Annotated in this window: 11 protein-coding genes; 4 read left to right on the top strand and 7 right to left on the bottom strand. The window is 73.9% G+C overall.

The window, feature by feature from the left end:
• Positions 1 to 30: 30 nt before the first annotated feature.
• The 4 genes from ACFZBB_RS08490 (at position 31) to ACFZBB_RS08475 (ending at position 8,372) form a co-directional block, all read left to right on the top strand.
• A complete protein-coding gene (locus tag ACFZBB_RS08490) occupies positions 31 to 2,751 on the top strand; it encodes a BTAD domain-containing putative transcriptional regulator (protein WP_391119134.1) in 2,721 nt (906 codons plus the stop codon).
• A gap of 103 nt (positions 2,752 to 2,854) precedes the next feature.
• Positions 2,855 to 3,793, top strand: coding sequence for an ATP-binding cassette domain-containing protein (locus ACFZBB_RS08485; protein WP_391119132.1), 939 nt, complete (start codon positions 2,855 to 2,857; stop codon positions 3,791 to 3,793).
• Positions 3,783 to 4,538, top strand: a complete 756-nt coding sequence (locus ACFZBB_RS08480) for an ABC transporter permease (RefSeq protein WP_188284216.1) — start codon at positions 3,783 to 3,785, stop codon at positions 4,536 to 4,538. Before ACFZBB_RS08485 ends, ACFZBB_RS08480 begins: the two co-directional genes overlap by 11 nt.
• A 9-nt stretch (positions 4,539 to 4,547) precedes the next feature.
• A complete protein-coding gene (locus tag ACFZBB_RS08475) occupies positions 4,548 to 8,372 on the top strand; it encodes an SDR family NAD(P)-dependent oxidoreductase (protein WP_391119128.1) in 3,825 nt (1,274 codons plus the stop codon).
• Positions 8,373 to 8,506: 134 nt separating this feature from the next.
• Here the strand turns inward: ACFZBB_RS08475 and ACFZBB_RS08470 are convergent, their stop codons facing one another.
• The 7 genes from ACFZBB_RS08470 to ACFZBB_RS08440 all read right to left on the bottom strand — a co-directional run bounded on the left by ACFZBB_RS08470 (position 8,507) and on the right by ACFZBB_RS08440 (position 23,516).
• Complete coding sequence (locus ACFZBB_RS08470; protein ID WP_391119125.1) at positions 8,507 to 10,084, bottom strand: AMP-binding protein; 1,578 nt, start codon at positions 10,082 to 10,084, stop codon at positions 8,507 to 8,509.
• Positions 10,071 to 10,913: a thioesterase domain-containing protein gene (locus ACFZBB_RS08465; RefSeq protein WP_355341408.1), complete on the bottom strand. Its 843-nt coding sequence runs from the start codon at positions 10,911 to 10,913 to the stop codon at positions 10,071 to 10,073. The genes ACFZBB_RS08470 and ACFZBB_RS08465 overlap by 14 nt, the downstream gene beginning before the upstream one ends.
• The gene (locus tag ACFZBB_RS08460; protein WP_391119123.1) at positions 10,910 to 12,019 is read right to left on the bottom strand and encodes an HAD-IIIC family phosphatase; all 1,110 of its coding nucleotides are present in this window, start codon (positions 12,017 to 12,019) and stop codon (positions 10,910 to 10,912) included. Before ACFZBB_RS08460 ends, ACFZBB_RS08465 begins: the two co-directional genes overlap by 4 nt.
• The gene (locus tag ACFZBB_RS08455) at positions 12,016 to 13,182 is read right to left on the bottom strand and encodes an acyl-CoA dehydrogenase family protein (protein ID WP_391119121.1); all 1,167 of its coding nucleotides are present in this window, start codon (positions 13,180 to 13,182) and stop codon (positions 12,016 to 12,018) included. The genes ACFZBB_RS08460 and ACFZBB_RS08455 overlap by 4 nt, the downstream gene beginning before the upstream one ends.
• Before the next feature lie 11 nt (positions 13,183 to 13,193).
• Complete coding sequence (locus tag ACFZBB_RS08450; protein ID WP_188282225.1) at positions 13,194 to 13,454, bottom strand: acyl carrier protein; 261 nt, start codon at positions 13,452 to 13,454, stop codon at positions 13,194 to 13,196.
• Positions 13,455 to 13,459: 5 nt separating this feature from the next.
• A complete protein-coding gene (locus ACFZBB_RS08445) occupies positions 13,460 to 14,311 on the bottom strand; it encodes a 3-hydroxyacyl-CoA dehydrogenase NAD-binding domain-containing protein (protein ID WP_391119119.1) in 852 nt (283 codons plus the stop codon).
• A gap of 103 nt (positions 14,312 to 14,414) precedes the next feature.
• Complete coding sequence (locus ACFZBB_RS08440) at positions 14,415 to 23,516, bottom strand: beta-ketoacyl synthase N-terminal-like domain-containing protein (RefSeq protein WP_391119117.1); 9,102 nt, start codon at positions 23,514 to 23,516, stop codon at positions 14,415 to 14,417.
• Between the last annotated feature and the right edge of the window lie 2 nt (positions 23,517 to 23,518).

The following is a 23,518-nucleotide window of genomic DNA, read 5'->3' as shown; positions in this document are numbered from 1 at the left end:
AGCCTCACGTTGCAAGGAAGGCTGACGGACATGGCGATCGCATCACCCCTCCCCGCCAGAGCCACGGCGGACCCCACGCCGGACCCGGCTGCGAACCCGCCCGCGGACTCGACATCGGACTCGACAACGGACCTGACGGGTGAGCCCACCGTGGACGGGCAGGCGCCCGCCGCCCCGGTGGGCACCGCGGTCCGGTTCCGGGTACTCGGCTCCCTCGAGGTGCGCGGCTCGCAGCAGGTGGCGGTCACGGCGCGGCGGCAGCAGATCGTGCTGGCGCTGCTGCTGCTGGAGACCGGCCGCGGTGTGGGACTCGAAACGATGGTGAACGCGGTCTGGGGCGGCGCCCCGCCCGCGACCGCCCGCTCCCAGGTGCAGACCGCCGTGTCGGCGCTGCGCCAGCGGATGGAGCGCGCCGGGCTCGGCAAGCGCATCCGCATGCACGGCCTCGGCTACACCCTCGACCTCGCCCCCGGCGAGCTGGACCTGCACGTCTTCGACGAGCTGGCGGCCCGCGGCCGGGCCGCCGCTGCCGACGGGCGGCCCGCCGCCGCCCGCGCGGCCTTCCGCGAGGCGCTCGACCTGTGGAACGGCGACCCGCTCCCCGAGGTCGACAGCCCCGTGGTGCAGACGAAGCTGGTACGGATCTCCGAGCGCCGCTTCGAGGTGCTGGAGGAGTGCCTGGACGCCGAGCTGCGTCTGGGCCTGCACCACGAGGTGCTGGGCGAGATCAGCGCGCTGGCCGCCGAATTCCCGCTGCGCGAGCGCCCCGCCGTGCAGCTCATGACCGCGCTGTACCGCTGCGGGCGGCAGGCCGAGGCGCTGGCCGCGTACCACCAGGTGCGGCGCACCTTCATCGAGGAGCTGGGCATCGAGCCCGGGCCGGTGCTGCTCAAGCTGGAGCTGGCCATCCTCAACGGCTCCGGCGACCTGGACCTCCCGCAGACCGCCGCGCCCGCCACCGTCGACGCGACCGCGCCGCTGCCGCTGCCGCGGATGCTCCCGGCCCGGATCACCGACTTCACCGGCCACGCCGACGTCCTGGCGGAACTGACCGACCGGCTGTCCGCGCCCTCGGCGCCGATGGCCGTGATCACCGGCTGTGCGGGCGTCGGCAAGTCCGCGCTCGCCGTCGAGGCCGCGCACGCCCTCGCCCCGGCCTTCGCCGACGGCCAGTTGTACGCGAGGCTGCCGGTCGGCGCAGGTCCCCGCGAGGTCTCCGACGTCCTGGAACGCTTTTTGCGGGCGCTCGGCTTCACCGCCGCCGCCGTACCCGAGTCCCTGGACGGCCGCTCCGCGCTCTACCGCAGCGCGCTGGCCGAGCGGCGGATGCTGGTGGTCGTCGAGGACGCCGCCGACGTCACGCTGCTGCGCCCCCTGGTGCCCGGCACCCCCACCTGCGGTCTGCTCGTCACCAGCCGGGCCCGGCTGTCGGCGCCCGCCGACACGTACACCGTCGAGCTGGAAGTGCCGCAGATTCCCGAGGCCGTGGAACTGCTCGCGGCGATGACCGGCCGCGAGCGGGTGGCGGCCGAGCCCAGCGAGGCGATCGAACTGGCCGAGCTGTGCGACGGGCTGCCGCTGGCGCTGCGCGCCGCCGCCGCCCGGCTGTCCGCCCGCCCGCACTGGAGTCTGGCCCAGCTCACCGCGCGGCTGCGCGACGAACGCCGCCGGCTGGACGAGCTGTTCCACCAGGGCCTGGACGTACGGGCCGCGCTGCGCGGCACCTACGAGCAACTGGCCGCGCCCGCACGGCAGCTCTTCGCCCGGCTCGGCGGACTGCCGACGGCGGAGTTCCCCGCGTGGGCCGCGGCCCCGCTGCTCGACGTGGCGACCGCGTCGGCCGTGGACGTGCTGGAGACGCTGGTCGACGCCCGGCTGGTCGACCCGGTCGGCGGCAGCGGCGTCACCGCCCGCTACCGGCTGCGCGGCCTGACCCGGCTGCACGCCGCCGAGTGCCTGGCGGAACTGGCCGAGGACCAGGACGAGTCGGCCCCGCGCCGGCGGCTGCTCGGCGCGTGGCTGACGCTGGCCGACGAGGCGCTGCTGCGCCAGGGCGGCACCTCGGCCGCCGAACTCCACCACCCCACCCGCTGGCCGATGGAACTGCCCATGCTGCGGGCCGTGTTGAGCGACCCCGGCGAGTGGTACGGCACCGAGCGCGAGTCGCTGCTGGCCGCCGTACGGCAGGCGGCCGACGTCCACGAGACCGAGGCGTGCTGGCACCTGGCGGTCGCGGTCGGTGCGCTGGCCGCGGTCCAGCGGGCCCACGACGACTGGCGGGCCGCGGGCACCGACGCGCTGCGCGCCACGCAGCGGGCCGGGGACTCCCTCGGCGAGGCCGCCATCTTGTTCTCGCTCGGCACGCTCGACCTGCGCGAGCGCCGGTACGAGCAGGCCACCGCCCGGCTGCGGGGCGCGCTCGGCGCCTTCGAACGGCTCGGCGCCGACTCCTGGCGCGAGGCGGCGGGCAAGGCGCTGGAGCGGCTGGCCCGCGAGACCGGGGCAGCGGCCGACGGCAGGACCCCGCGTCCCGGCCGCGGCGGCGCGGGCTCGGCGCCCGCGACGCCGGTCGAGACCTCCGCCTGGGGCGTCCCGGCCACCCAGCGCCGCTACGGCCTGGCCGCCAGCACCGGCGGCTCCGGCACCCCCGCGGCCCGTACCACCCCGGCCCCCCGCTCCACGGCCCCCCGCCACCGCCCGGCGGCCTCCTTCCCCACCCGTCGGCGTACCGAATCGGTGGAGGAGCAGTGACGCGGGCGCCCCACCCCGTGCGGTACGGGCGCCCCGCCCCGGCGCCCACCGGTCCTGACCACCGCGTTCTGCACTGGCAGCACACCGATTCCCAGGAGGAGCAATGAGCTTGAGGACCCCCTCGCCGCCGGCGGGAGTGCGGGACGAACCGTCGCGGAAGCCGGACCGGCGGGCCGCCAGGAGCGACAAGGACAGCGACCGGGCCATGCTCGAAGTGACCGGACTCAGCAAGCGCTACGGCGAGGTCCAGGCGCTCGACGGCTTCGAACTGACCGCGCGCCGCGGCGAGATCGTCGGACTGGTCGGCCACAACGGCGCGGGCAAGTCGACCTTCGTCGAGATCGTCTCCGGGCTCATCAGGGCCGACTCCGGCGGCGTCCGCATCGGCGGCGAGGAGCCCACCAAGGCGCGCGGCCGCATCGGGGTCTCCCCGCAGAACATCGCCCTCTACCCGCCGCTGTCCGTCCGCGAGCACATGAAGTTCTTCGGCGGCCTCTCGGGGCTGCGCCGCCGCGCCCTCACCTCCGCGATCGACGAACTGTCCGCCGCGCTGCGGCTGACCGAATTCCTCGACCGCCCGGCCGGTGTGCTCTCCGGCGGCCAGCAGCGCCGTACGCAGGCGGCCGTCGCCATGATCCACCGCCCCGACCTGCTGCTGCTCGACGAGCCCACCGCGGGCGCCGACCCGGAGACCCGGCAGGCGCTGCTCGACACCGTCAAGCTCCGCGCCGCAGACGGCGCCGCCGTCGTCTACACCACCCACTACCTGACCGAACTCACCGAACTGGCCGCGACGATCGCCGTCGCCAAGCGCGGCCGGGTGGTCGCCCGCGGCACCAGCGCGCAGCTCCTGGAGGGCCTGCCCGGCGAGGTCCGCGTGGTCCTGGCCGACGGCAGCGAACTCCACGAGTCCACCACCGACCCGACCGCCGCGCTGGTGCGGCTGCTCCACGAGGCGCGGCAGCCGGTCACCTCCGTCGACGTCCGCAAGCCCGACCTCGACGACCTCTACCGATCCCTGGCGGTGCTCGATGTCGACTGAATCCCTCTACCGATCCGGCCTGATGGCCAAGTACAACACCCTGCTGCGGCTGCGCGACCCCGGACAGCTCATCAGCTACATCGCGATGCCGATGCTGCTGATGCTGGTCTTCAAACCGCTGTACGTGACCGCGCTCAAGACCGGCACGCTCCAGGCGGTCACCGGGCCGCTGGTGATGTTCTCGGTCTTCGCGCTCTCCATCGTGGGCAACTCGATCATGGTCGAGCGCGAGTGGCGCACCTGGGACCGGCTGCGCGTCACCCGCGCCTCACGGGCCCAGCTCCTGCTGGGCAAGGCCGTACCGGCCTTCGTGATCCTGCTGCTCCAGCAGAGCGTGCTGCTGATCTTCGGCTGCCTGGTGATCGGGCTGCCGGTCCCGCCGACCCTGGGCTGGATCATGCTGGCCGTCGCGGTGTGGGGCTTCACCCTGCTCGCCCTCGGCACGGCGCTCGCCACGGTCGTCCGCAGCCGCGGCGACCTCGGCATGGTCTCCGACCTGGGCGCGATGCTGGTCAGCGCGCTCGGCGGCGCCCTGGTGCCGGTCAGCCTGATGCCCGCCTGGGCCCAGCACATCGCCCCGGCCTCGCCCGGCTACTGGGCGATGTCCCTGCTGCACGCCGCCATCGACGGCGACGCCTCGCGGATGCTGCGCCCGGCGCTGGTCTGCCTGGCGATCGGCGTGGCCTGCGGCGCCTTCGCCACCTACCGGCTCTCTCGCGGCTGGGGCCGCAGCCACCTGCTGTGAGGAGACATCGTGTCTGACATACCCGACGAGACGGACGAGACCGACGAGGCGTACGACGCCTACGATTCCGCGGTGGCCCTGGTCGGCATGGCCGGCCGCTTCCCCGGCGCCCCGGACGTGGCCACGCTGTGGCGCAACGCGCTGGCCGGCGTCAGCGGCCTGCGCGAGATCACCGACGAGGAACTGGCCGCGGCGGGCGTCTCCGCGCGGACCGCCGCCAACCCCCACTACGTACGGGTGGGCGGTCCGGTCGACGGCATCGCCGACTTCGACGCCGCCGCGTTCGGCTTCTCGCCGCGCGAGGCGGAGACGATGGGCCCGCAGCACCGGCTCTTCCTGGAGTGCTCCTGGGAAGCGCTGGAGAACGCCGGTTACCCGCCGGTGGCCCCGCCGGGACAGGTCGGCGTCTTCGGCGGTTCCGCCTTCCCCGACTACCTGCTCGACAACGTCGCGCACGTCATGGACGAGCCCGGCGGCGGCCAGTTGGTCGCGGTCGGCAACGAACGGGACTCCCTCACCAGCCTGGTGGCGTACAAGCTCGGCCTGCGCGGTCCGAGCCTGAGCGTGCAGACCTTCTGCTCGACGTCGCTGGTCGCGGTCCACCTGGCCTGCCAGAGCCTGCTGACCTTCGAGAGTGATCTGGCCCTGGCCGGCGGCGCCTTCCTGCCGCTGCCGCAGCCGACCGGGTACATGTACCACCCGGGCGGCATCACCTCGCCGCAGGGCACGGTCCGCAGTTTCGACGCGGCGGCCGACGGAACGGTGATGGGCGCGGCCGTCGGCGTGGTCGCGCTGCGCAGGATGACCGACGCGCTCGCCGACGGCGACGTGATCCACGCGGTCATCCTGGGCTCCGCGGTCAACAACGACGGTCAGGAGCGCGTCGGTTACTCCGCACCGGGCGTCGAGGGACAGGCCGCGGTGATCCGTACCGCGCTGAACGTCGCCGACGTCAAGCCCGAGTCCGTCGGCTACGTGGAGTGCCACGCCACCGGCACCGCGCTCGGCGACGGCATCGAACTGACCGCGATGTCACGGGTGTTCCAGACGACACCGCAGACGCCGATCGTGCTGGGCTCGGCCAAACCGGCCGTCGGCCACCTGGACCGGGCCTCCGGCGTCACCGGCCTGATCCGGGCCGCGCTCGGCGTCCGCGACGGCGTACGGCTGGCCATCCCCGGCTTCGAGAAGCCCAACCCCGCGCTGGCCGCCGCCTCCGACCGCTTCACCGTACTGCCGCACAATCAGCCGTGGCCGGCCGGACCCGAGCCGCGCCGGGCCGGAGTCAGCTCCTTCGGCATGGGCGGCACCAACGCCCACGTCGTCATCGAGCAGGCCCCGCCGCGTACGGCCCGCGCCGCCGTGCCCGGACCGCACCTGCTGGCGTTCTCCGCGGGCGACCAGGACGCGCTCGACGAGGTCACCGAGCGGCTGCGCGGCCACCTGGCCGCGCACCCCGAACTGGACCCGGCCGACGTCGCCTACACCCTCCAGGTCTCGCGCGGGCACTTCGCACTGCGCCGTTTCGTGGTCTGCGACGACCTCCAGGACGCGGTCGCCGCGCTCGGCGACCCCGGCCGCTGGGTGGACGGCGAGACCACCCGGCACGACCCGGCCGTGGTGCTGGCCGAGGAGGAGCGGGGACCGGCCGACTGGCGGTCCCAACTGGCCGCCGCGGCGGCCTCGTTGCTGCCGGGAACCACCGAGGGCGGCGCCTCCCCGGCCGTCTCCGCCGTCCTGGAACAGGGGCTGCGGGCGATCGGCGTCCGGATCAGGGCCGCCGGTGACACCGGGACCGGGCACTTCGAAACCGTCACCGTCGCCCCCGAGGCCGACGCTCCCTCCGGGTCGGCGGCGCGCTGGCTCGTGACCACCGTGGGCCGACTGTGGCTGGCGGGCGCCGCGATCGACTGGGCCGCACTGCACAAGGGCGAGGGACGGCGGGCCGAACTGCCCACCTACCCCTTCCGCCGCACCCGCCACTGGGTGGAGGCACGGCCGGGAGCCCGCGGCGAGAAGCCGCAGGTCGCGGGCCGTGTCGACGACCTCGCGCAGTGGTCGTATCTGCCCGCGTGGCAGCAACGCCCGCTGCCCACCCGCGATCTGGACGAGCGGCTGCGCGCGGCCGGACCCTGGCTGGTGCTGGCCGCCGAGGAGCGCGCCGAGGCGCTGGTACGCCGACTGGCGGTGGCCGGCGCCGAGGTCGTCACGGCAAGGCCCGGCGGGGAGTTCGGGCAGGACGCGGCGGGGGACTTCACCGTGCGCGTCGAACACCCGGAGGATCTGGGGGAGTTGCTGGCCCTGCAATTCGTCGCGCCCCGCACGCTCGTGCACGGCTTCTCGCTCGCCTCACCCGAGGGCGACGGCAACGGGCACTTCACCGCGGAGCAGGAGCGGGGAACGCACTCCGCGCTCGGCCTGGTCGGCGCGCTGGCCGCCGACTTTGAGCCCGCGCAGGCCGAGTTGACCCTGTTGACCGCCGGGGCCGTCTCCGTGACCGGCACCGATCTGCGGCATCCGGAGCACGCGGCGCTCGCCGCGCTGGCCCCCACCATCGGCCAGGAGAACGCGCATCTGTCGTGCCGTCACCTCGACCTGGACCCGGCGGAGGGCGCTGTCACACCGTCGGCGGTCGACCAGGCGCTGGCCGCGATCGTCCACCCGCACCGAGGGCCTTCGGCCGTCCGGGCCGGCGACCTGTGGGCGCGGACCTATCAGCCGCACCCGCTGGAGGAGACCGACCCCGCGCGTCCGGTGTTCGGCGACGGCGAGACGGTGCTGATCACCGGCGGTCTCGGCGATGTCGGCCTGGCCCTGGCCCGGCACCTCGCGGAGAGCTACGGCTGCCGTCTGGTGCTGACCTCGCGCGGTGAACTCCCGCCGCGTGAGCGCTGGTCGGAGCTGTCGGCCGGTGACGACCGGGTCGCCCGGCACATCAGGAACGTGCTGGATCTGGAAGCGCGCGGCGCCGAGGTGATCGCCATGGGCGCGGACGTCGGCGACCAGGAGGCGATGCGGGCCGTCGTCCGGGCGGCCGACGAGCGGTTCGGCGGCATCGACGCGGTGGTGCACGCGGCCGGTACGCAGGACCCGAGCCGGTTCGAGATCGCCCACCTGTCCGACCGGGAGAACCGCGCCACGCACCTGCACCCCAAGGTGGCCGGCTTCCACACCCTCCAGGCGGTGCTCGGGGACCGCGCCAAGGACCGCAGGATCACCGTGTCCTCGCTGTCCGCGGTGCTCGGCGGTGTCACGTTCGGCCCGCACGCCGCGGCCAACGCGGCGCTGGACGCGTACGCCCGCAGGGCCCGGCTGCGCGGCGAGGGGCGCTGGATCACCGTCGACTGGGACACCTGGGCGACCGACGCGGGGCGCCGTGAGGCGCACGGCGATCCGGCCGCCGGGGCCTACGAGATGGCGGTGCGGGAGGGCCTGACCCTGCTGGAGCGCGCGCTGGCGGCAGCCGACCGGCTCGCCCATGTGGTGATCTCCTCCGGGCCGCTCGCACCGCGGCTCGCCCAGTGGGTCACCGGCGACGGCACGTCGGCGGAGCAGCGAGCCGACGACGGGCGGCGCCACGCGCGGCCGAAGCTGCGCACCCCGTACGCCGAGCCCGCCGAGGGCACGGAGGCGGCGCTGGCGGAGATCTGGGGCCAGGTCCTGGCGGTGGAGGGAATCGGCGCGGATGACGGTTTCTTCGAACTGGGCGGTCACTCGCTCGTCGCCGTCGAGCTCTCGGCGCGCATCCGCGCGGCCTTCTCGTGCGACCTCGCCCCGACCGACCTGCTGGAGCACTTCACCGTCCGCCGTCTCGCGTCCTTCGTGGAGGGCTGACACCGGCACGTACCGGCACCCGTACCGCCAGGGGCGGCCGTCGCGGACCTTCCGCGTCGGCCGCCCCACGCGTGCTGTCCGCGCGGTGGTCCCGTGCGGCACGCCCGGGTCCGCCACCCGGTGGCGGGGCGCCGTCACCGGTCGGCCGCCGCGGCGCGCGCCGTGAGGGCCTTGCGGTCGATCTTGCGGTTGGCGTTGAGCGGGAACTCCTCGACCTGGACGAAGCGGCGGGGGACCAGGGCGCGCGGCAGGAAGGCCGCCAGATCCTCGGCCAGGGCTGCCTGGGGGCGCCGCTCACCGAGCAGGAAGGCCGTCAACTCGCCGTCCACGGCGACCGCGACGGCCTCCTTCACGCCCTCGACGCGGCGCAACGCCCACTCCACCTCGGCCAGTTCGACGCGCACCCCGTGGATCTTCACCTGGTGGTCGCGCCGGCCCAGATACGCGAAGGCGTCGCCGGGCAGCCGCCGTACCAAGTCGCCCGTGCGGTACCAGCGTTCGCCGCCGTGCTCCAGAAACCGGCCCTCGTCGTCGGCCGGGTCGAGATAGCCGGGGAACATCTGGTCGCCGGTGACGCACAGTTCACCGTCGCCGTCCTCGGTGGGCTCGTGCAGCAGCGCCCGCATACCGGGGTGCAGACGGCCGATCGACACCACGTCGTTGACGCACGACTGCGGTGAGGTGACGGGGTCCCAGCGGTGCACACTGCACGAGATGGTCAGCTCGGTCGGACCGTAGAGATTCTCGACCACCGAGCCGGGCGCCGCAGCCCCCCACTCCCGCGCGTCGTGGGCCAGCAGCGGCTCCCCGCAGAACAGGCTCCAGCGCAGGCTCGGCATGCTGCCCGCGGGCAGGCCCCGGGGCCGCCGCCGCAGCAGCGACACCAGGCTCGGCGCGGAGAACCACACCGTGATGCCCTGCTCGGCGACGAACCGCTCCAACGAGGCGTACGCGGTCGGCGGCACGCTCACCACGGTGCCGCCGCTGCCCCAGCCGGTGAACAGGTCGAACATCGCCAGGTCGAAGGTGAGATCGAAGGTCTGCGAGAACACGTCCCCGCTGTGGAAGCCGTACCGGCCGTGCACGAAGCGCAGATAGGCGTCGACATTGCGGTGCAGCACGGGCACCCCCTTGGGCGTGCCCGTGGAGCCCGAGGTGAACAGGATGTACGCGATGTCGTCGGGCGTCGTCGGCAGCGGCTGCTCCAACGGCTCGCCGACCGGCTCCCCGACGACGGGGACGCCGTCGAGGACCCCGGCCAGCTCCGGCAGCACGGCGGCGCCGCGCTCGTCCACGATCAGCGCGTCCAGACCGGCCGCGGTGATCATCCGGGCGGTGCGGTCGGCGGGGAAGCCGGGGTGCAGCGGCACGACGGCCGCGCCCGCGAACTGCGCGGCCAGCAGACCGGCGTAGGCGGTCACGGTACGGGAGGCCAGCAGGCCGACCCGCCGGGGCCGCCCGCCGGGGACCGCCGCGACGACGGTCCCGGCGAGCGCCCGCGCGGCGGCGTCCAGCCGCGTGTAGTCGACGACGGTGGAGCCGACGCGCAGCGCCTCGGCCCCGCCGTCGAGCGCCAGGCCGTGCCGGAACCAGTCGGTGAGGGTCCGGCCCGCCGGGACCGCGGCGCCCGCGGTCCCCGGCGGCCGGTCCCCGGCCTCCCGTCGCGGCCCGCCCGGCCGCGACGGCAGGCGCGCGGGTTCAGTGGTGAACAACGGATGCCTCCTGCGGGTGGATGGGCGCGAGGCCCGGAAGCTGCGGGCCCCAGGTGCCGCGCAGCGCCCGGTCGATGTACCGGTGGGTGACCGCGGCCTGCTCCAGCACCGCGAAGTGCCCGCCGGTCAGGGTGTGCGAGGTGAAGCGCCCGGTGGTCTGGTCGCGCCACCCCGCCACGTCGGCGATGCCCGCGCGCGGGTCGTCGGTGGCCGCGAGCGCCGTGATCGGCACGCTCAGCGGAGCCTGCGGCCGGTACTCGTAGGAGTCCCTGACCCCGAAGTCCGCGCGGAACGGCGGCAGGATCATCCGCAGCACCGTCGGGTCGGTCAGCATCCACTCCGGGGTGCCGCCGATCCGCCGCAGCAGCGCCACGACCTCGTCCTGCGTCATCCCCGCCACCGGCGGGTCGCCGTCGTCGGGCGAGCCGGGCGCCGCGCACCCGGAGACGAACAGGTGCACCGGCATGGGCCCGCCGCGGCGCCTGATCTCCCGCACCAGCTCGAAGCCGACCAGCGCCCCGAGGCTGTGCCCGTACACCGCGTACGGCCGCGTCTCCCCCTCCGGGGAGGTGTCGGCCAGCACGGCGTCCGCGAGGTCCGGCACCAGCCGGTCCATCCGGTCGTACGGGGTGTCGCGCAGCCGGGTCTCCCGGCCGGGCGGCTGGACCGGGCGCACCGACACCGGGCCCAGCCTGCCGAACCAGGAACGGTACGCGGAGGCCGAACCCCCGGCGTGCGGCAGGCAGTACAGCCGCACGCCGGCGCAGCCGGGCTGCTCCGCGAAGGGCAGCCACGAGGCGGCGGGCGCCGCCTCCAGCACGGTCGTCATCGCGTCACCTGGACCTCGACATAGCCGGGCAGCGGCTGGATCTGGTCCAGGTCGGCCCCGAGCACCAGCCGGTCGCCCTCCCTGGCCACCTCGCGGAAGCCGCTGAAGGCGTAGGTGATCTGCATCATCCGGTTGCGGCCGGTCTCCACGAAGTCCGCGCGCAGGCCCGCACCGGCCTCCCGCGCCCGCTCCATGATGTGGCTGAGCAGCACCGAGCCGACCCCGCGGGACATCACCCGGCACGACATCAGCATCATGTGGAGCTGCCAGTTCGGGTCGCCGGTCTCCACCAGCGCCAGGCCGATCTTGCCGTACGAGCCGAACCGGTCGGTGAGGGTGGCCACCAGCAGCAGGTGGTCGGGCGACTCGCGCAGCGCGTCCAGCTCGTCGTACGAGTACGTGCGGCCGGTCGAGTTGAGCTGGTTGGTGCGGATGGTCAGTTCCTCCGCGCGCTGGAGGTCCTCGCGGGCCGCCGGGGCGATGGTGAACGTCATGCCCAGGCTGGCCAGGAACTCCTCGTTGGTGCCGACGAAATCGCTCTCGATCTCGTCCCGCGCGAGCTGGCTGTGGTACATCGCGCGGCGCTGCGCCGACTCGTCGGAGACGAACCGCGGCCGGAACTCGATCCGGTTCAGCTCGGTGTCGATGTCGAGTGCGTTGACCCGGGTGACCTCGGGGACGGAGAACTCCATCTCGGCCAGCTCGAAGTCCTGGTCGTCGACGAACGCGAAGGCATCGAGCCCCAGATTGAGCTTGGCGGAGATCTGCCGGACCGACTCCGACTTGGCGTTCCAGCCGATCCGCGGGTACAGGAACAGGTCCTCAAGGCCCAGTTCGCGCAGCTTCGCCATGGCCGTGTCGTGGTCGTTCTTGCTCGCCACGGAGTGCAGGACGCCCAGCGCGTCCAGCCGGCGGATGTGCTCCACCACGCCGGGGCGCACGGTGACCTCGCCGTCCTCCAGCAGCACCCCGTCCCACAGCGTGTTGTCCAGGTCCCACACCACGCACTTGATCTTGCCCTGCGCGGGCTTGCGGTACGGACCGTCCGGCGGCGACGCCGGGCCGGTGGCCGGCGCGGTGGCCGGCGGTTGCGTCAGCGTGCTCACAGTGCCCACTCCCGGTATGCCTCGTCAGCGATCGTGATCCGCTGGATCTCGTTGCTGCCCTCGATGATTTCCATGACCTTCGCGTCCCGGTACAGCCGTGCGACCGGGAAGTCGGCGCTCATTCCGTTGGCGCCGTGGATCTGTACGGCCTCCGTGGAGTGCCGGGCCGCCGCGGTGGACGCGAAGTACTTCGCCACCCAGGTGGCCATGATGGTCGCCGGGTCCCCGGCGTCCTTGAGCACACCGGCCTGGTGGCACAGCAGCCTGGCCGCCCGCACATCGGTGACCATGTCCGACAACTTCGCCCGGATGAGCTGGAGTTCACGGAGCTTGCTGCCACCGACCGTGCGCTGCGCGGTGTAGTACGCCGACGCCTCCAGGCACGCCTGGACGATCCCGACGGAACCGGAGGCGACCGAGAACCGGCCCAGGTCGAGGGTCCCGCTGAGCACCATGCCGGAGGCGAAGGAGCTGGGCCCCAGCAGCGCGTCGGAGTCGAGCCGCACATCGTCGAACTCCAGCTCGGCGATGAGCGAGGCCCGGGTGCCGAGCACGTCCTCCACCGGTATCACCCGCACGCCGGGTGACCGGCGCGGTACGAGCAGGGCGATCACGCTGGACTCGGTGCGGGCGAACACCAGGAACAGGTCCGCCCGTTGGCCACCGGTGATCCACTTCTTGCGGCCGTTGAGCCGCCACCCGCCGTTCTCCTGGACGGCGGTGGTACGGATGCCCGCGGTGTCGCTGCCGCCACCGGCGGGCTCCGACAGGCAGAAGGCGCCGCGCACCGCGCCGGTGGCCAGCGACGGCGCCCACTGCTCGATCTGGGCGGGGCTGCCCCAGCGGAGCAGCGCCCACGACAGCATGGTGTGCACGGTGAGCAGGGACCTGACCGAGGAACATCCCCGGCCCACCTCCTCGTGCACCTGACCGAGCGTCACCAGGTCAAGGTCCTGGCCGCCCAGCGCGGCCGGGTAGAAGGGGGCCCACAGGCCCGCCTCGCCGATCCGCTCCTGCAACTCCTCGGGGACCGCGCCCCGCCGGTCGTACACGTCGGCCACCGGCATGATGTGGGTGTCGACGAACGCGCGTGCCGAGTCCCGGGTGATCCGGGTCCCCGCCGGCGCCGCCGCGAGGGGCGGCGCCGTGGTCAAGCTCGTCATGGTCTGGCTCCTCAGTCGACGGAGACGGGGACGCTCCGGCGGGCGACGAGGTCCGCCATGGCCTCGACGGTGCGGAAGTTGTCGATGCGCAGTTCGTCGTTGGGGATGGTGAGGCCGAAGGTCTTCTCGATGAACATCACCAGCTCCATCGCGAAGAGCGAGTTGATGTAGCCGAGCGAGAAGATGTCCTGGTCGGTGGCGATGCTGGCCTGCGGGAAGCGGGCCTCGATGAAGGAGAGGATGCTGGTCTGGGCGGTGGTGTTCTCGGACATGGTCGTCATCCCTTGTTGTCGTAGGTGTAGAAGCCACGGCCGGTCTTCCGGCCGTGCAGTCCGGCGTCGGTCATCTGCTTGAGCAGCGGGCAGGGCCGGTACTTGCTGTCGGCGTAGTGCTCGTAGAGCACCTCGACGCTGTAGAGGATCGTGTCGACGCCGATCAGGTCGGCGGTCTCCAGCGGACCCATCGGGTGCCCGAAGCACCCGCGGAATACCTCGTCCACCGACTCCGCGGTGGCGACGCCCTCGTGGACGAGGAAGGCGGCCTCGTTGACGGTGAGCATGAGCACCCGGTTGGAGACGAAGCCGGAGGCGTCCTTGACGTCCACCGCCTTCTTGCCCATGCCGCTGAGGAGCTGCCGGGTGACCTCGACGGTCTCCTGCGCGGTGTGGAAGCCGGGGATCAGCTCCACGACCGGCTTGGCCGGCACCGGGTTCATGAAGTGCACCCCGACGACCCGCTCCGGGTGCGTGCCGACCGCGGCCACGCGGGTGATCGGGATCGCGGAGGTGTTGACGATCACGACCGCCTCGGGGGAGAGCACGCGGTCCAGCTCGGCGTGCACCTCGCGCTTGATGTCCCAGTTCTCGGTGACGTTCTCGATCACGAAGTCGGCCTTGGCGAGCGCCTCGACGCCGACAGCGGTGGTGATCCGGCCCAGGATCTCGTCGGGGTCCAGAGCCGGTCCGCCCATCAGGCGGCTGAGCCGGCAGTTGCGGCTGATGGCCGCCTTGGCGTCGGTGAGGATCCGCTCGTCGATGTCGACGAGGACGGTCTCGTAACCGGACTGGGCCAGATTGTGCGCGACTCCGATGCCCATGACCCCGGCACCGACAACTCCTACGACGGTCATGATCTCTCCGATTCCTTGGTGGGTGGTGCTGGCTGGTGTGGGTGTGCTGAACCACGCCTGGGGCGTGGGGTGTCGCGTGGTGCGGAGTGCCGCTGACGCGGGATCAGCTCCTGCGCCGCCGGGCGGCGGTCTTCAGGCCGGACCTGCGCAGTCGCGCCTGCTCCTGGCCGTCGGGCTCCGGGACGGGCGCCGCGTCCGCGGCGGGTCCGTCCACGACCTTGGCGAGGGCCTCGACGGTCGGGGCCTCGTAGAGGATGTGCGGGGGGAGCTCGGCGTCCTGGAAGGCCCGGCGCAGGGCCGCGAGAAGGGCGATGCCGAGCAGCGAGTTGCCGCCGAGTTCGAAGAAGTTGTCGCGGGCGCCGACCCGTTCGAGCTTGAGCATGTCGCCCCAGACCTCGGCCAGCCGCTCCTCGACGGGGCCCGAGGGCTCCCGGTAGGGGGTGAGGAGTTCGGGCCGCGGGTGCCGGTCGGCGGAGCCGGAGCCACCGCCCGCCGGGGCCATGACGGCCTCGACGGTGAAGCCGGTGCTGTAGCTCACCATCGTCGGCAGGTCCTGCGTGGAGACCACGACCCGCGACTCGCCGGAGGCCAGGGCCCGCAGCAGCGAGCGCCAGCCCTCCGCGAAGGTGATGCCGAAGGCTTCCCGGTGCGAGCGGAAGAAGGACTGCAAGCCCTCGTCGTAGCCCGACAGACCGGAGTCCCAGGCGTTCCAGGTCCACTCGCCCCAGTCGACCGACAGGACCCGGCGGCCGGTGGCCGCCTGCCGTGCCGCGTAGCCGTCGAGGTAGGCGTTGCCCGCGCAGTAGTCGACCTGGCCCGGGCCGCCGCCGGTGGCCGCGGTGATCGAGGAGAACAGCACCAGGAAGTCCAGCGCGGTCTCATCAGCGTGGCCGATTCGCAGTGCTTTGTCCAGGGCCTGTACGCCGGCAACTTTGGGCGCGAGAACGAGCTCGGAGTCGTCGGACTGCTTGAACTGGATCAGACCCGTTCCGGGCACACCCGCGGTGTGCAGGATGCCGTGCAGGGCGCCGAAACGCTCCTGCGCCAGGTCGATGGCGCGCCGGACGTCGGGCGCGCTCGCCACGTCACCCGTGACGATCTCGACCTCCGCGCCCAGCTCCACGATGCCCAGGACACGGCTCACCCTGGCCCGCAGCGCCTCGTCGGCCGCCTCGGTGCCCGCGGCGATGCCCTCCCACCGCTCACGCGGCGGCAGCCCGCGGCGGCCGAAGAGCACCAGCCGGGCGCCGACCTGCCGTGCGAGGTTCTCCGCCATGCCCAGACCGATGCCGCCCAGACCGCCGGTGATCAGATAGACCCCGCGCTCGCGCAGCACCGCCGCGGCGCTCTCGTCGTCCGCCGCCGGGAGCATGTCGTAACCGCACACCCAGCGCCTGCTGCCGCGCAAGGCGACGGCCGCGTCGGTCCGCGGTCGGCGCAGTTCCGCGGCGACGGCGGCGGCCGGGGTGTCCGGCTCGACGTCGAGCAGCCTGGTGGTGACGTTGGGGTACTCCAGCGGCACCACGAGCGTCGGGCCGATGAGCGTGGCGGCGTCGGGCCGTACCTCCGAACCGTCGAGCACCTGGTGGGCGCCCGCGGTGACCATGTCCAACTGCCAGTCGCCCGAGCCCAGTTCACCGGCCGCGCGGGCCAGTGCCACCAGGGTGTGCAGACCGAATGCGATCGACTCGTCGTCGGGCCGCTCCGCGAGCGTCCACAGATGGACCACGCGTTCCAGCGCGAGCCCGCGCTTGCGCAGATCGCGCAGGACCGCCTGGGCGTCGCCCGAGTGGCCCGGCCGTACGGTGTAGCCGGTCGCCGGGTCGGCGCTCCAGCCGCCGCCGGGACGGACCGCGGTCACGGTCGCGCCGTCGGCAGCCGCCGCGCGCACCAACTCCTCCAGCACACCGTCGGCTTCCGACCCGTCGGCGTAGACCAGCCAGCTCGCGGGCTGCGCGCCCGCCGTCGCAGGGGAAGCGGTCTGCCGCCACACCGGCTGCCAGACCCACTGCTCCTCCGGCAGCTTCGGCACCCGGTCGATGTCCTCGAAGCTGGCGGGCACACCCGGCGTGCCCGGCGCCGTCGCAGCCGCGGCCGCGGCCGGCTTGGCGCCGATCAGCGGGGTCTGCTCGATCCAGTAACGCTGCCGCTGGAAGGGGTACGTGGGCAGCGGCACCCTGCCGGGCGCGAAGCCCCGGTGCAGCTCGGCGGTCCGCTCGGCGCGGCCGTGGTAGGCCGCCCAGTCCAGGTCGACACCGGTCAGCCACAGCCGCGACAGGGCCTCGGTCAGGACCCGGTCGGCCGGACGCGGATCGCTCTGCGCGGGCAGCGTGGCGGTGATCGTCGCCCAGCGCTGCGGAGCGCAGCCCGCGCCGCGCACCATCGTGCCCAGCGACTGTCCGGGACCGATCTCCACCATCGCCAGCTCGGGATCGGCCAGCAGCGTCTCGACGGCCGCCGCGAACTGCACGGGACGGCACATGTGCTCCGCCCAGTAGGCGGGGTCCCGCACCAGCCTGGCGTCGGCGACACCGCCGGTGACGTTCGACAGGTACGGCAGCCGCGGCGGGTTGAGCCGGATGTTCTCCGCGACCCACGAGGTCAGCTCATCCGCGAGCGGGGCGAGCATCCGGGAGTGGAAGGCGTGCGTGGTGCGCAGCCCCCTGCTGGGGACGCCGTCGCTCTCCAGGTCGGCGGCGAGGCCGGCCAGCGCGTCGGCGGGACCGGCGACCACGACGGTCTGCGGGCCGTTGACCGCGGCGATGTCCAGGCCGCGCGCCTCCAGTCCGTAGCGGTCGCGCAGGTCGTCGGGCCCGAGCGGCACCGCGGCCATGGAACCCGTCTCCACCCCGGAGATCAGCCGGGCCCGGTGCACCACCAGCGCCAGCGCGTCCTCCAGCGACAGCACCCCGGCCAGGCAGGCCGCGACGTACTCGCCGAGGCTGTAGCCGAGCATCAGCGACGGCTGCACGCCCCACACCATCAGTGTCGAGGCCAGCGCGTAGTCCACCGCGAACAGCAGCGGCTGGACGATCTCGGTGCGCTCCAGCTCCGCCTCCCGGTCGTCGGCCGCGCCGGTCGCCCGGCCCAGCAGCGCCGCCAGGTCCATGCCGCCGCCGGGACGGTCCCCGGTCAGCAGCCCCATCAGGTCGGTGTCCGGCAGGTGCGCGGCCAACAGGCCGAGGCAGTGGTCGAGTTCGGCGCGGAAGACCGGCTCGTGCCGGTAGAGGTCGCCGACCAGGCCCGGATACTGCTCGCCGACCCCGGCGAAGAGGAAGGCCACCGGGCGGCCGTGCGCGGTCTCCACCCGCGCCGACAGCGGCGCGTCCTCGTCCGTACCGGCCAGCGAGGCCACGGCCTGCTCGCCGCTGGAGACGACGGTGGCGCGGCGGTGCTCGAAGGTCTTGCGGCCGACCTGGAGGGTGTAGGCGACATCGGCGACGCTCGCCCCCGAAGTCGCGGCCAGGTGCTCGGCGAGGTTGCTCACGGCCTGGTCGGCGGCGTCGGAGGTTCGGGCCGAGACCGGCAGGAAGTGGTGCCGCCTGCCGCCCTGCGGGGTGTCGGGGCCGGCCCTGCGGGCCGGCGGCTCTTCGACGACGACGTGCACGTTGGTGCCTCCCATGCCCAGCGAGTTGAGTCCGGCGATCCGCGGCCTGCCGTCCTCGGCCGGCCACTCGGTCAGCCGGGTGTTGACGTAGAAGGGGCTGTCGGCGAAGTCGATCTGCGGGTTGGGGGCGGTGAAGTGCAAGGTCGCGGGGACCATCCGCTCGCGGACGGTGAGGACCGTCTTGATCAGGCCCGCGGTGCCCGAAGCGTGGTTGAGGTGACCGATGTTGGTCTTCACCGCGCCGATCGGGATGCTGCCGGGGCCGCCCGCCGTGCCGAACGCCCGGCTCAGCGCGGTGACTTCGATCGGGTCGCCGATCGGGGTGGCCGTGCCGTGTGCCTCGATGTAGCCGAAATCCTCCGGCTTCACCCGTGCGTCGGCCATCGCGTCCTGCACCACACGGGCCTGCCCGGCGACGCTGGGGGCGGTGTAACCGACCTTCAGGGCGCCGTCGTTGTTGATCGCCGAGCCGCGGATGACCGCGTGCACGGTGTCGCCGTCGCGCAGCGCGTCCGAGAGCCGCTTGAGGACCACGACGGTCGCGCCGTCGCCGAACATCGAACCGCTGGCCTGCGCGTCGAAGGTCCGCACATGGCCGTCGTGCGACTCCATGCCGCCCTGCTGGCGGCGGTGGCCGACCCGGTCCGGCACGCTGATGGACACACCGCCCGCCAGCGCCATCTCGCACTCGCCGCCGCGCAGGCTCTGCACCGCCAGGTGCACACCGACCAGCGACGTCGAGCAGAAGGTCTGCACCGCGACGCTCGGTCCGCGCAGATCGAACAGGTAGGAGACGGACGTGGTGAGCGCGTCCTTGTCGTTGCTCATGATGATCTCGTACGGGCTGATGTCGCCCGCGGCGAGCTGCGAGGTCATCCCGAACAGATACGTGGAGAGGTTGGAGCCGCCGAAGACGCCGATCCGGTCGCGGTACGCCTCGTTGGCGTATCCCGCGTGCTCAAGACCCTCCCAGCAGACCTCCAGGAAGAGCCGCTGCTGCGGGTCGGTGAGCGCCGCCATCCGCGGGCTCATCCCGAAGAATCCGGCGTCGAAGCCGCTGATGTCGTCCAGCACGGCGCGCGCGGGCACGTACTCCGGGTCCTGGACCATGTCCGGGTCGACGCCCGCCTCGATCAGCTCCTCAGGGGTGAAGAAGCGGATCGACTCCACGCCCTCGCACAGATTCCGCCAGAAGCCGGCCACATCTCCCGCGCCGGGGAAGCGGCCCGCCATGCCGACGATGGCGATCCGCCGGTCGAGTTCGGTGCTCTCCGGTTCGGTGTTCTCGGCGCGCTCGGTGTGCTGGGTGACCGCGCTGACGGCCGGGGTCGCGGCCACGACCGAACGCGGCGCCGGAGCGGCGACGGGTACGGGCGCGGGGGCGGGCCGGGGCGCGGGGACGACGGTCGCCGCGGGGGGACGGGGCGCCGCCGGGGCGCGGAGCGGTGCCGGGCTCGGCCCCCCGGCGGCCTTGGGCTTCTGCTCGTCCAGGACGGCCGCCAGCCGGTGCACGGTCGGCGCCTCGAAGAGCGTGACCGTCGGCACCGTCACACCGAAGCGCGACTTCACGGTGGCCAGCATCTGGAGGGCGAAGAGCGAACTGCCGCCCAGGTCGAAGAAGTTGTCACGGGTGCCGACCGGGTCGACACCGAGGGTGTCGGTCCACAGCGCGCACAGCTCGCGCTCCGTGGCGGTCAGCGGCGCCGTGTACGGCTGCGGCAGGTCGGGCCGCGGGAAGGACGCCACAGGGGACGTATTCCCGGCGCCCGCCGTGACCGCCTGCGGACGGCTCGGGAGCCGGCCCGCCAGACCGCCGGCCACCACGACCACCGCGGGCAGCGGCTGCGTCACCGCGCGGTCGAGGGCGGTCAGCGACTGCTCGGCGGTCATCGCGTGCGCGGCCATCGAGGCGCCGGTCCTGGCGTCGACCTTGGCCAGCGTCGGCGCCCAGGTGTCCCAGGCGGCCGAGGTCCAGCGGGTCTGCGCGGTGCCGTCGTCCGGGCCCGCTCCGGCGAGCGCGGCCAGCGCGGCGTTGGCCGCCGCGTAGCTGCCGAAGGCCAGTCCGCCCAGGTGCGCGGAGGTCGAGGAGAACAGCAGACCCCAGCGCGGCGCGCGGTCCCCGGCGAGCCCGCCGACGGCGTCGCGCAGCACGCGAGCGCCCTCGTACTTGGCGGCGAAGTGCCGTGCGACGGTGCTCTCCTGGAGCGCGCCCAGCGGCAGGAAGGTGTCCTCCGAGGTGTCGGCCGCCGCGTGCACCAGGCCGTCGAAGCGTTCCGCGCCGAACAGGGCGCGTACGGCGGCGGTGTCGGTGACGTCCAGCGCGGGCGCCTCGACGTCCGCGCCGAGCGCGCGCAGCCGGACGACCGCCTGGCGGCGCGGGTCCGCCGGGTCGGCGGGCAGTCCGGTACGGCTGGCGAGCACGACGCGCCCGGCGCCGCCGCGGATCAGGTGCTCCGCGACCATCAGGCCCACGTCGCCCAGGCCGCCGGTGACGAGGTAGCTCTCGCCGGGCAGGACCACGGGCAGTTCGTCGGTGTGCGCCTTGGGCGCGTCGATCGGGCGGTACTGCGGGGTGAGGCGGCTGCCCGCGCGGAAGGCGGTGAGCACCGGACCCTCGGTGGCGGCCAGTTCGGCGGCGAGCAGGGCGGCGGAGGCCGCGGTGTCGGCCGCGGGGTCCAGGTCGATGCCGCGGGCGTCGAGGCCCGGGTACTCCTGGCCCGCGACGACCGGCAGGACGGCGACCGCGGCCTGCGCCGGGAGGCTCCGCTCGGCGGCCGTGACGCTCTGGCCGCCGCGGGTGACCACGACGACACCGCCGGTCCCGGCCCGGTCGCCCCACGCCGAGACGGCGCGGGAGACGTCGAGGACGGCCTGGGCCGGGTCCGCGTCGGGCCCATCCGCGTCCAGCGCGGACAGCACGACCACGGTCAGCGGCCCGTCGCCGGGCACCTCGGCGGTGTCGGGCGCGTCCGTCGGCCGTACGGTGACGGCCTCGGCGCCCGCGCCTCGCAGCCGCTCGGCCAGCGCGTCGCCGACCCCGGAGGCGTCGGCGTACAGCAGGAACCGGCCGGTGGCCGTACCCGTGCCGCCGTTCGCGTCCGGGCTCCACACCCGGCTCATGACCTGTACGTGCTCCTCGGCGCCGGAGTCGGCGGACTCCGTTGCCGCGGAGGGGAGTTCGGGCTTGGCGGCGGCGGGCGCGTCGATCCAGTAGCGGGAGCGCTGGAAGGGGTATCCGGGCAGCTTCGTGCGCAGGACGTCGCGGCCGTGCTGGTAGCCGGACCAGTCGATGTCGACGCCGGTCAGCCACAGGCGGCCCACGGCCTCGGTGAGGACCGTGCCCGCCTCGCGCGGGTCGTCGTCGCCGGGCAGCGCGGGGATCAGCAGGTCCGCGTGCCCTTCGGTGAGGGTGCGGTGGGCGCCGAGGGTGCCGTCGCCGATCTCCAGCAGGGCGTGGTTCCCGGACTCCAGCAGCGCGCCGAGCGCGGTGCCGGGGTCGGCGGGCGGGCCCGTGAGGGTCGCGGTCCAGTGCGCGGGGTCGGTGGCCTCGGCCGCCGTCAGCCGGCCGCCGGTCGCGGCGGAGTACAGGACGGTTCCGGGCTCGCCGAAGGTGATGTGGCCCGCGGCCCAGTCGGTCAGCGGCTGTCCCTCGGTCTCCGTGCGGCGGTGCAGCAGCGCGAAGGCGTCCTTGAGGGAGAAGACCCCGGCCAGGCACCCGGCGACGTACTCGCCGACGCCGTGCCCGAGAAGGGCGTCCGGCTGGATGCCCCAGGAGCGCAGGAGCGTGCCGAGCGCGTATCCGAAGGCGAAGGCGCGGTGCCCGTGCTGGTCGTGGCCGCTGGTGCGGTCGGGGGAGAGCAGTCCGGCCAGCGGGGCGCCGCCGACGGCCTGGGCGGCGGCGCGGCACTCGTCGAGCGCGGTACGGAACGCCGGTTCCGCGTCGTAGAGTTCGGCCGCCGCGGCGGGGTACGGCTCCGCGGCGCCGGTCAGCAGGAAGGCGACCGGCCGGGAGGCGGTGCCGTCGGCGCGGCCGAGGGCGGACCCGGCGCGCAGCTCGCGCGCCGCGCCGCTCAGCGAGTCCGCGACCAGGGCGCGCCGGTGGCTGAAGAGCCGGCGGCCGCTCTGGAGGGTGTAGGCGACGTCGGAGATGCCCGCGCCGACCGTGGTGTCCGCGTCGTCCATGGTGTCCAGGTGCGCGGCGAGGTTGGCGGTGGCCTCGTCGGCGGCGGCCTCGGTGCGGGCGGACCACACCAGCAGTTCGCTGCGGCGGCCCGAGCCGGTGCTGCGGGCGGCGACCGGCGGGGCCTCCTCCAGGATCACGTGGGCGTTGGTGCCGCCGATGCCGAAGGCGCTGACCCCGGCGCGGCGCGGACGGTCGCCGCGCGGCCACGGGTGCCGCTCGGTGAGGACCGTCAACCGCGCGTCGCCGGACTCCAGTTGGGGATTGGGCGCGGTGTAGTTGCGGGTCGCGGGGATCTCGCCGTGGTGCAGCGACAGCGCGGTCTTGATCAGACCGGTCACACCGGCCGCGCGGTCCAGGTGGCCGAGGTTGGTCTTGACCGAACCGATCATGACCTCCTTGCCGTCGAACACCTGCTGGAGCGCGGCGAGTTCGGCGGCGTCGCCGAGCGCGGTGCCGGTGCCGTGCGCCTCGATGTAGTCGATGTCCTCGGGTTCGAGACCGGTCGCGGCGAGCGCCTCGGCGATCACCTCGGCCTGGCCGCTGACCCCCGGCGCGGTGAAGCCGACCTTGCGGCCCGCGTCGTTGTTGACGGCCCAGCCGCGGATCACCGCGTACACCTGGTCGCCGTCGGCGAGCGCGTCGACCAGACGGCGCAGTGCGACCACGCCGACGCCGTTGCCGACCAGGCTGCCCCGGCCGGAGGCGTCGAAGGCACGGCACTCGCCGTCGGGCGAGCTGATGCCGCCCGGCTGGTAGAGGTAGCCGGTGTCGTCGGGGACCGCGATGGCGGCGCCGCCCGCGAGCGCCAGGTCGCACTCGAAGCCGGCCAGGCTGGTGGCCGCGGCGCAGACCGCGACCAGGGACGTCGAGCAGTAGCTCTGGATGCCGTACGCGGGCCCTGACAGGCCCAGCGTGTGGGCGACGCGCAGGGTCAGCGAGTCCTTGTCGTTGGCCAGGCCCACGGTCAGCTCGCCGACGCTGCGGCCGATCCCGGACGGGGCGACGTTACGCGTCAGATAGGTGCTGATCGCGCAGCCGGCGAAGACACCGATCGAGCCGTCGAAGCTCGCCGGGTCGCAGCCCGCGTCCTCCAGCGCGTGCCAACTGTGCTCCAGGAAGAGCCGGTGCTGCGGGTCGAGGATCTGCGCCTCCTTCGGGTTGATCCCGAAGAAGTCGGCGTCGAAGCGGTCGATCCCGTCGATCACCGCGCCCGCCTTCACATACGCGGGGTCGTCGATCAGCTCGTCGGGCACGCCCGCGGCGCGCAGTTGGTCGTCGGTGAAGCGGGTGATGCCCGAGCGGCCGTCGCGGAGCGCCGACCACAGCTCCGTGGCATCGGTGGCGCCGGGGAAGCGCCCGGCGAGGCCGACGATGGCGATGTCCATCGGTGACACCTCGGTGGGTATGCGCGGCATGG

The organism is Streptomyces sp. NPDC008139, from assembly GCF_042957025.1.
GTDB lineage: Bacteria > Actinomycetota > Actinomycetes > Streptomycetales > Streptomycetaceae > Actinacidiphila.
This window is presented reverse-complemented; position numbering and strand designations above follow the sequence as displayed.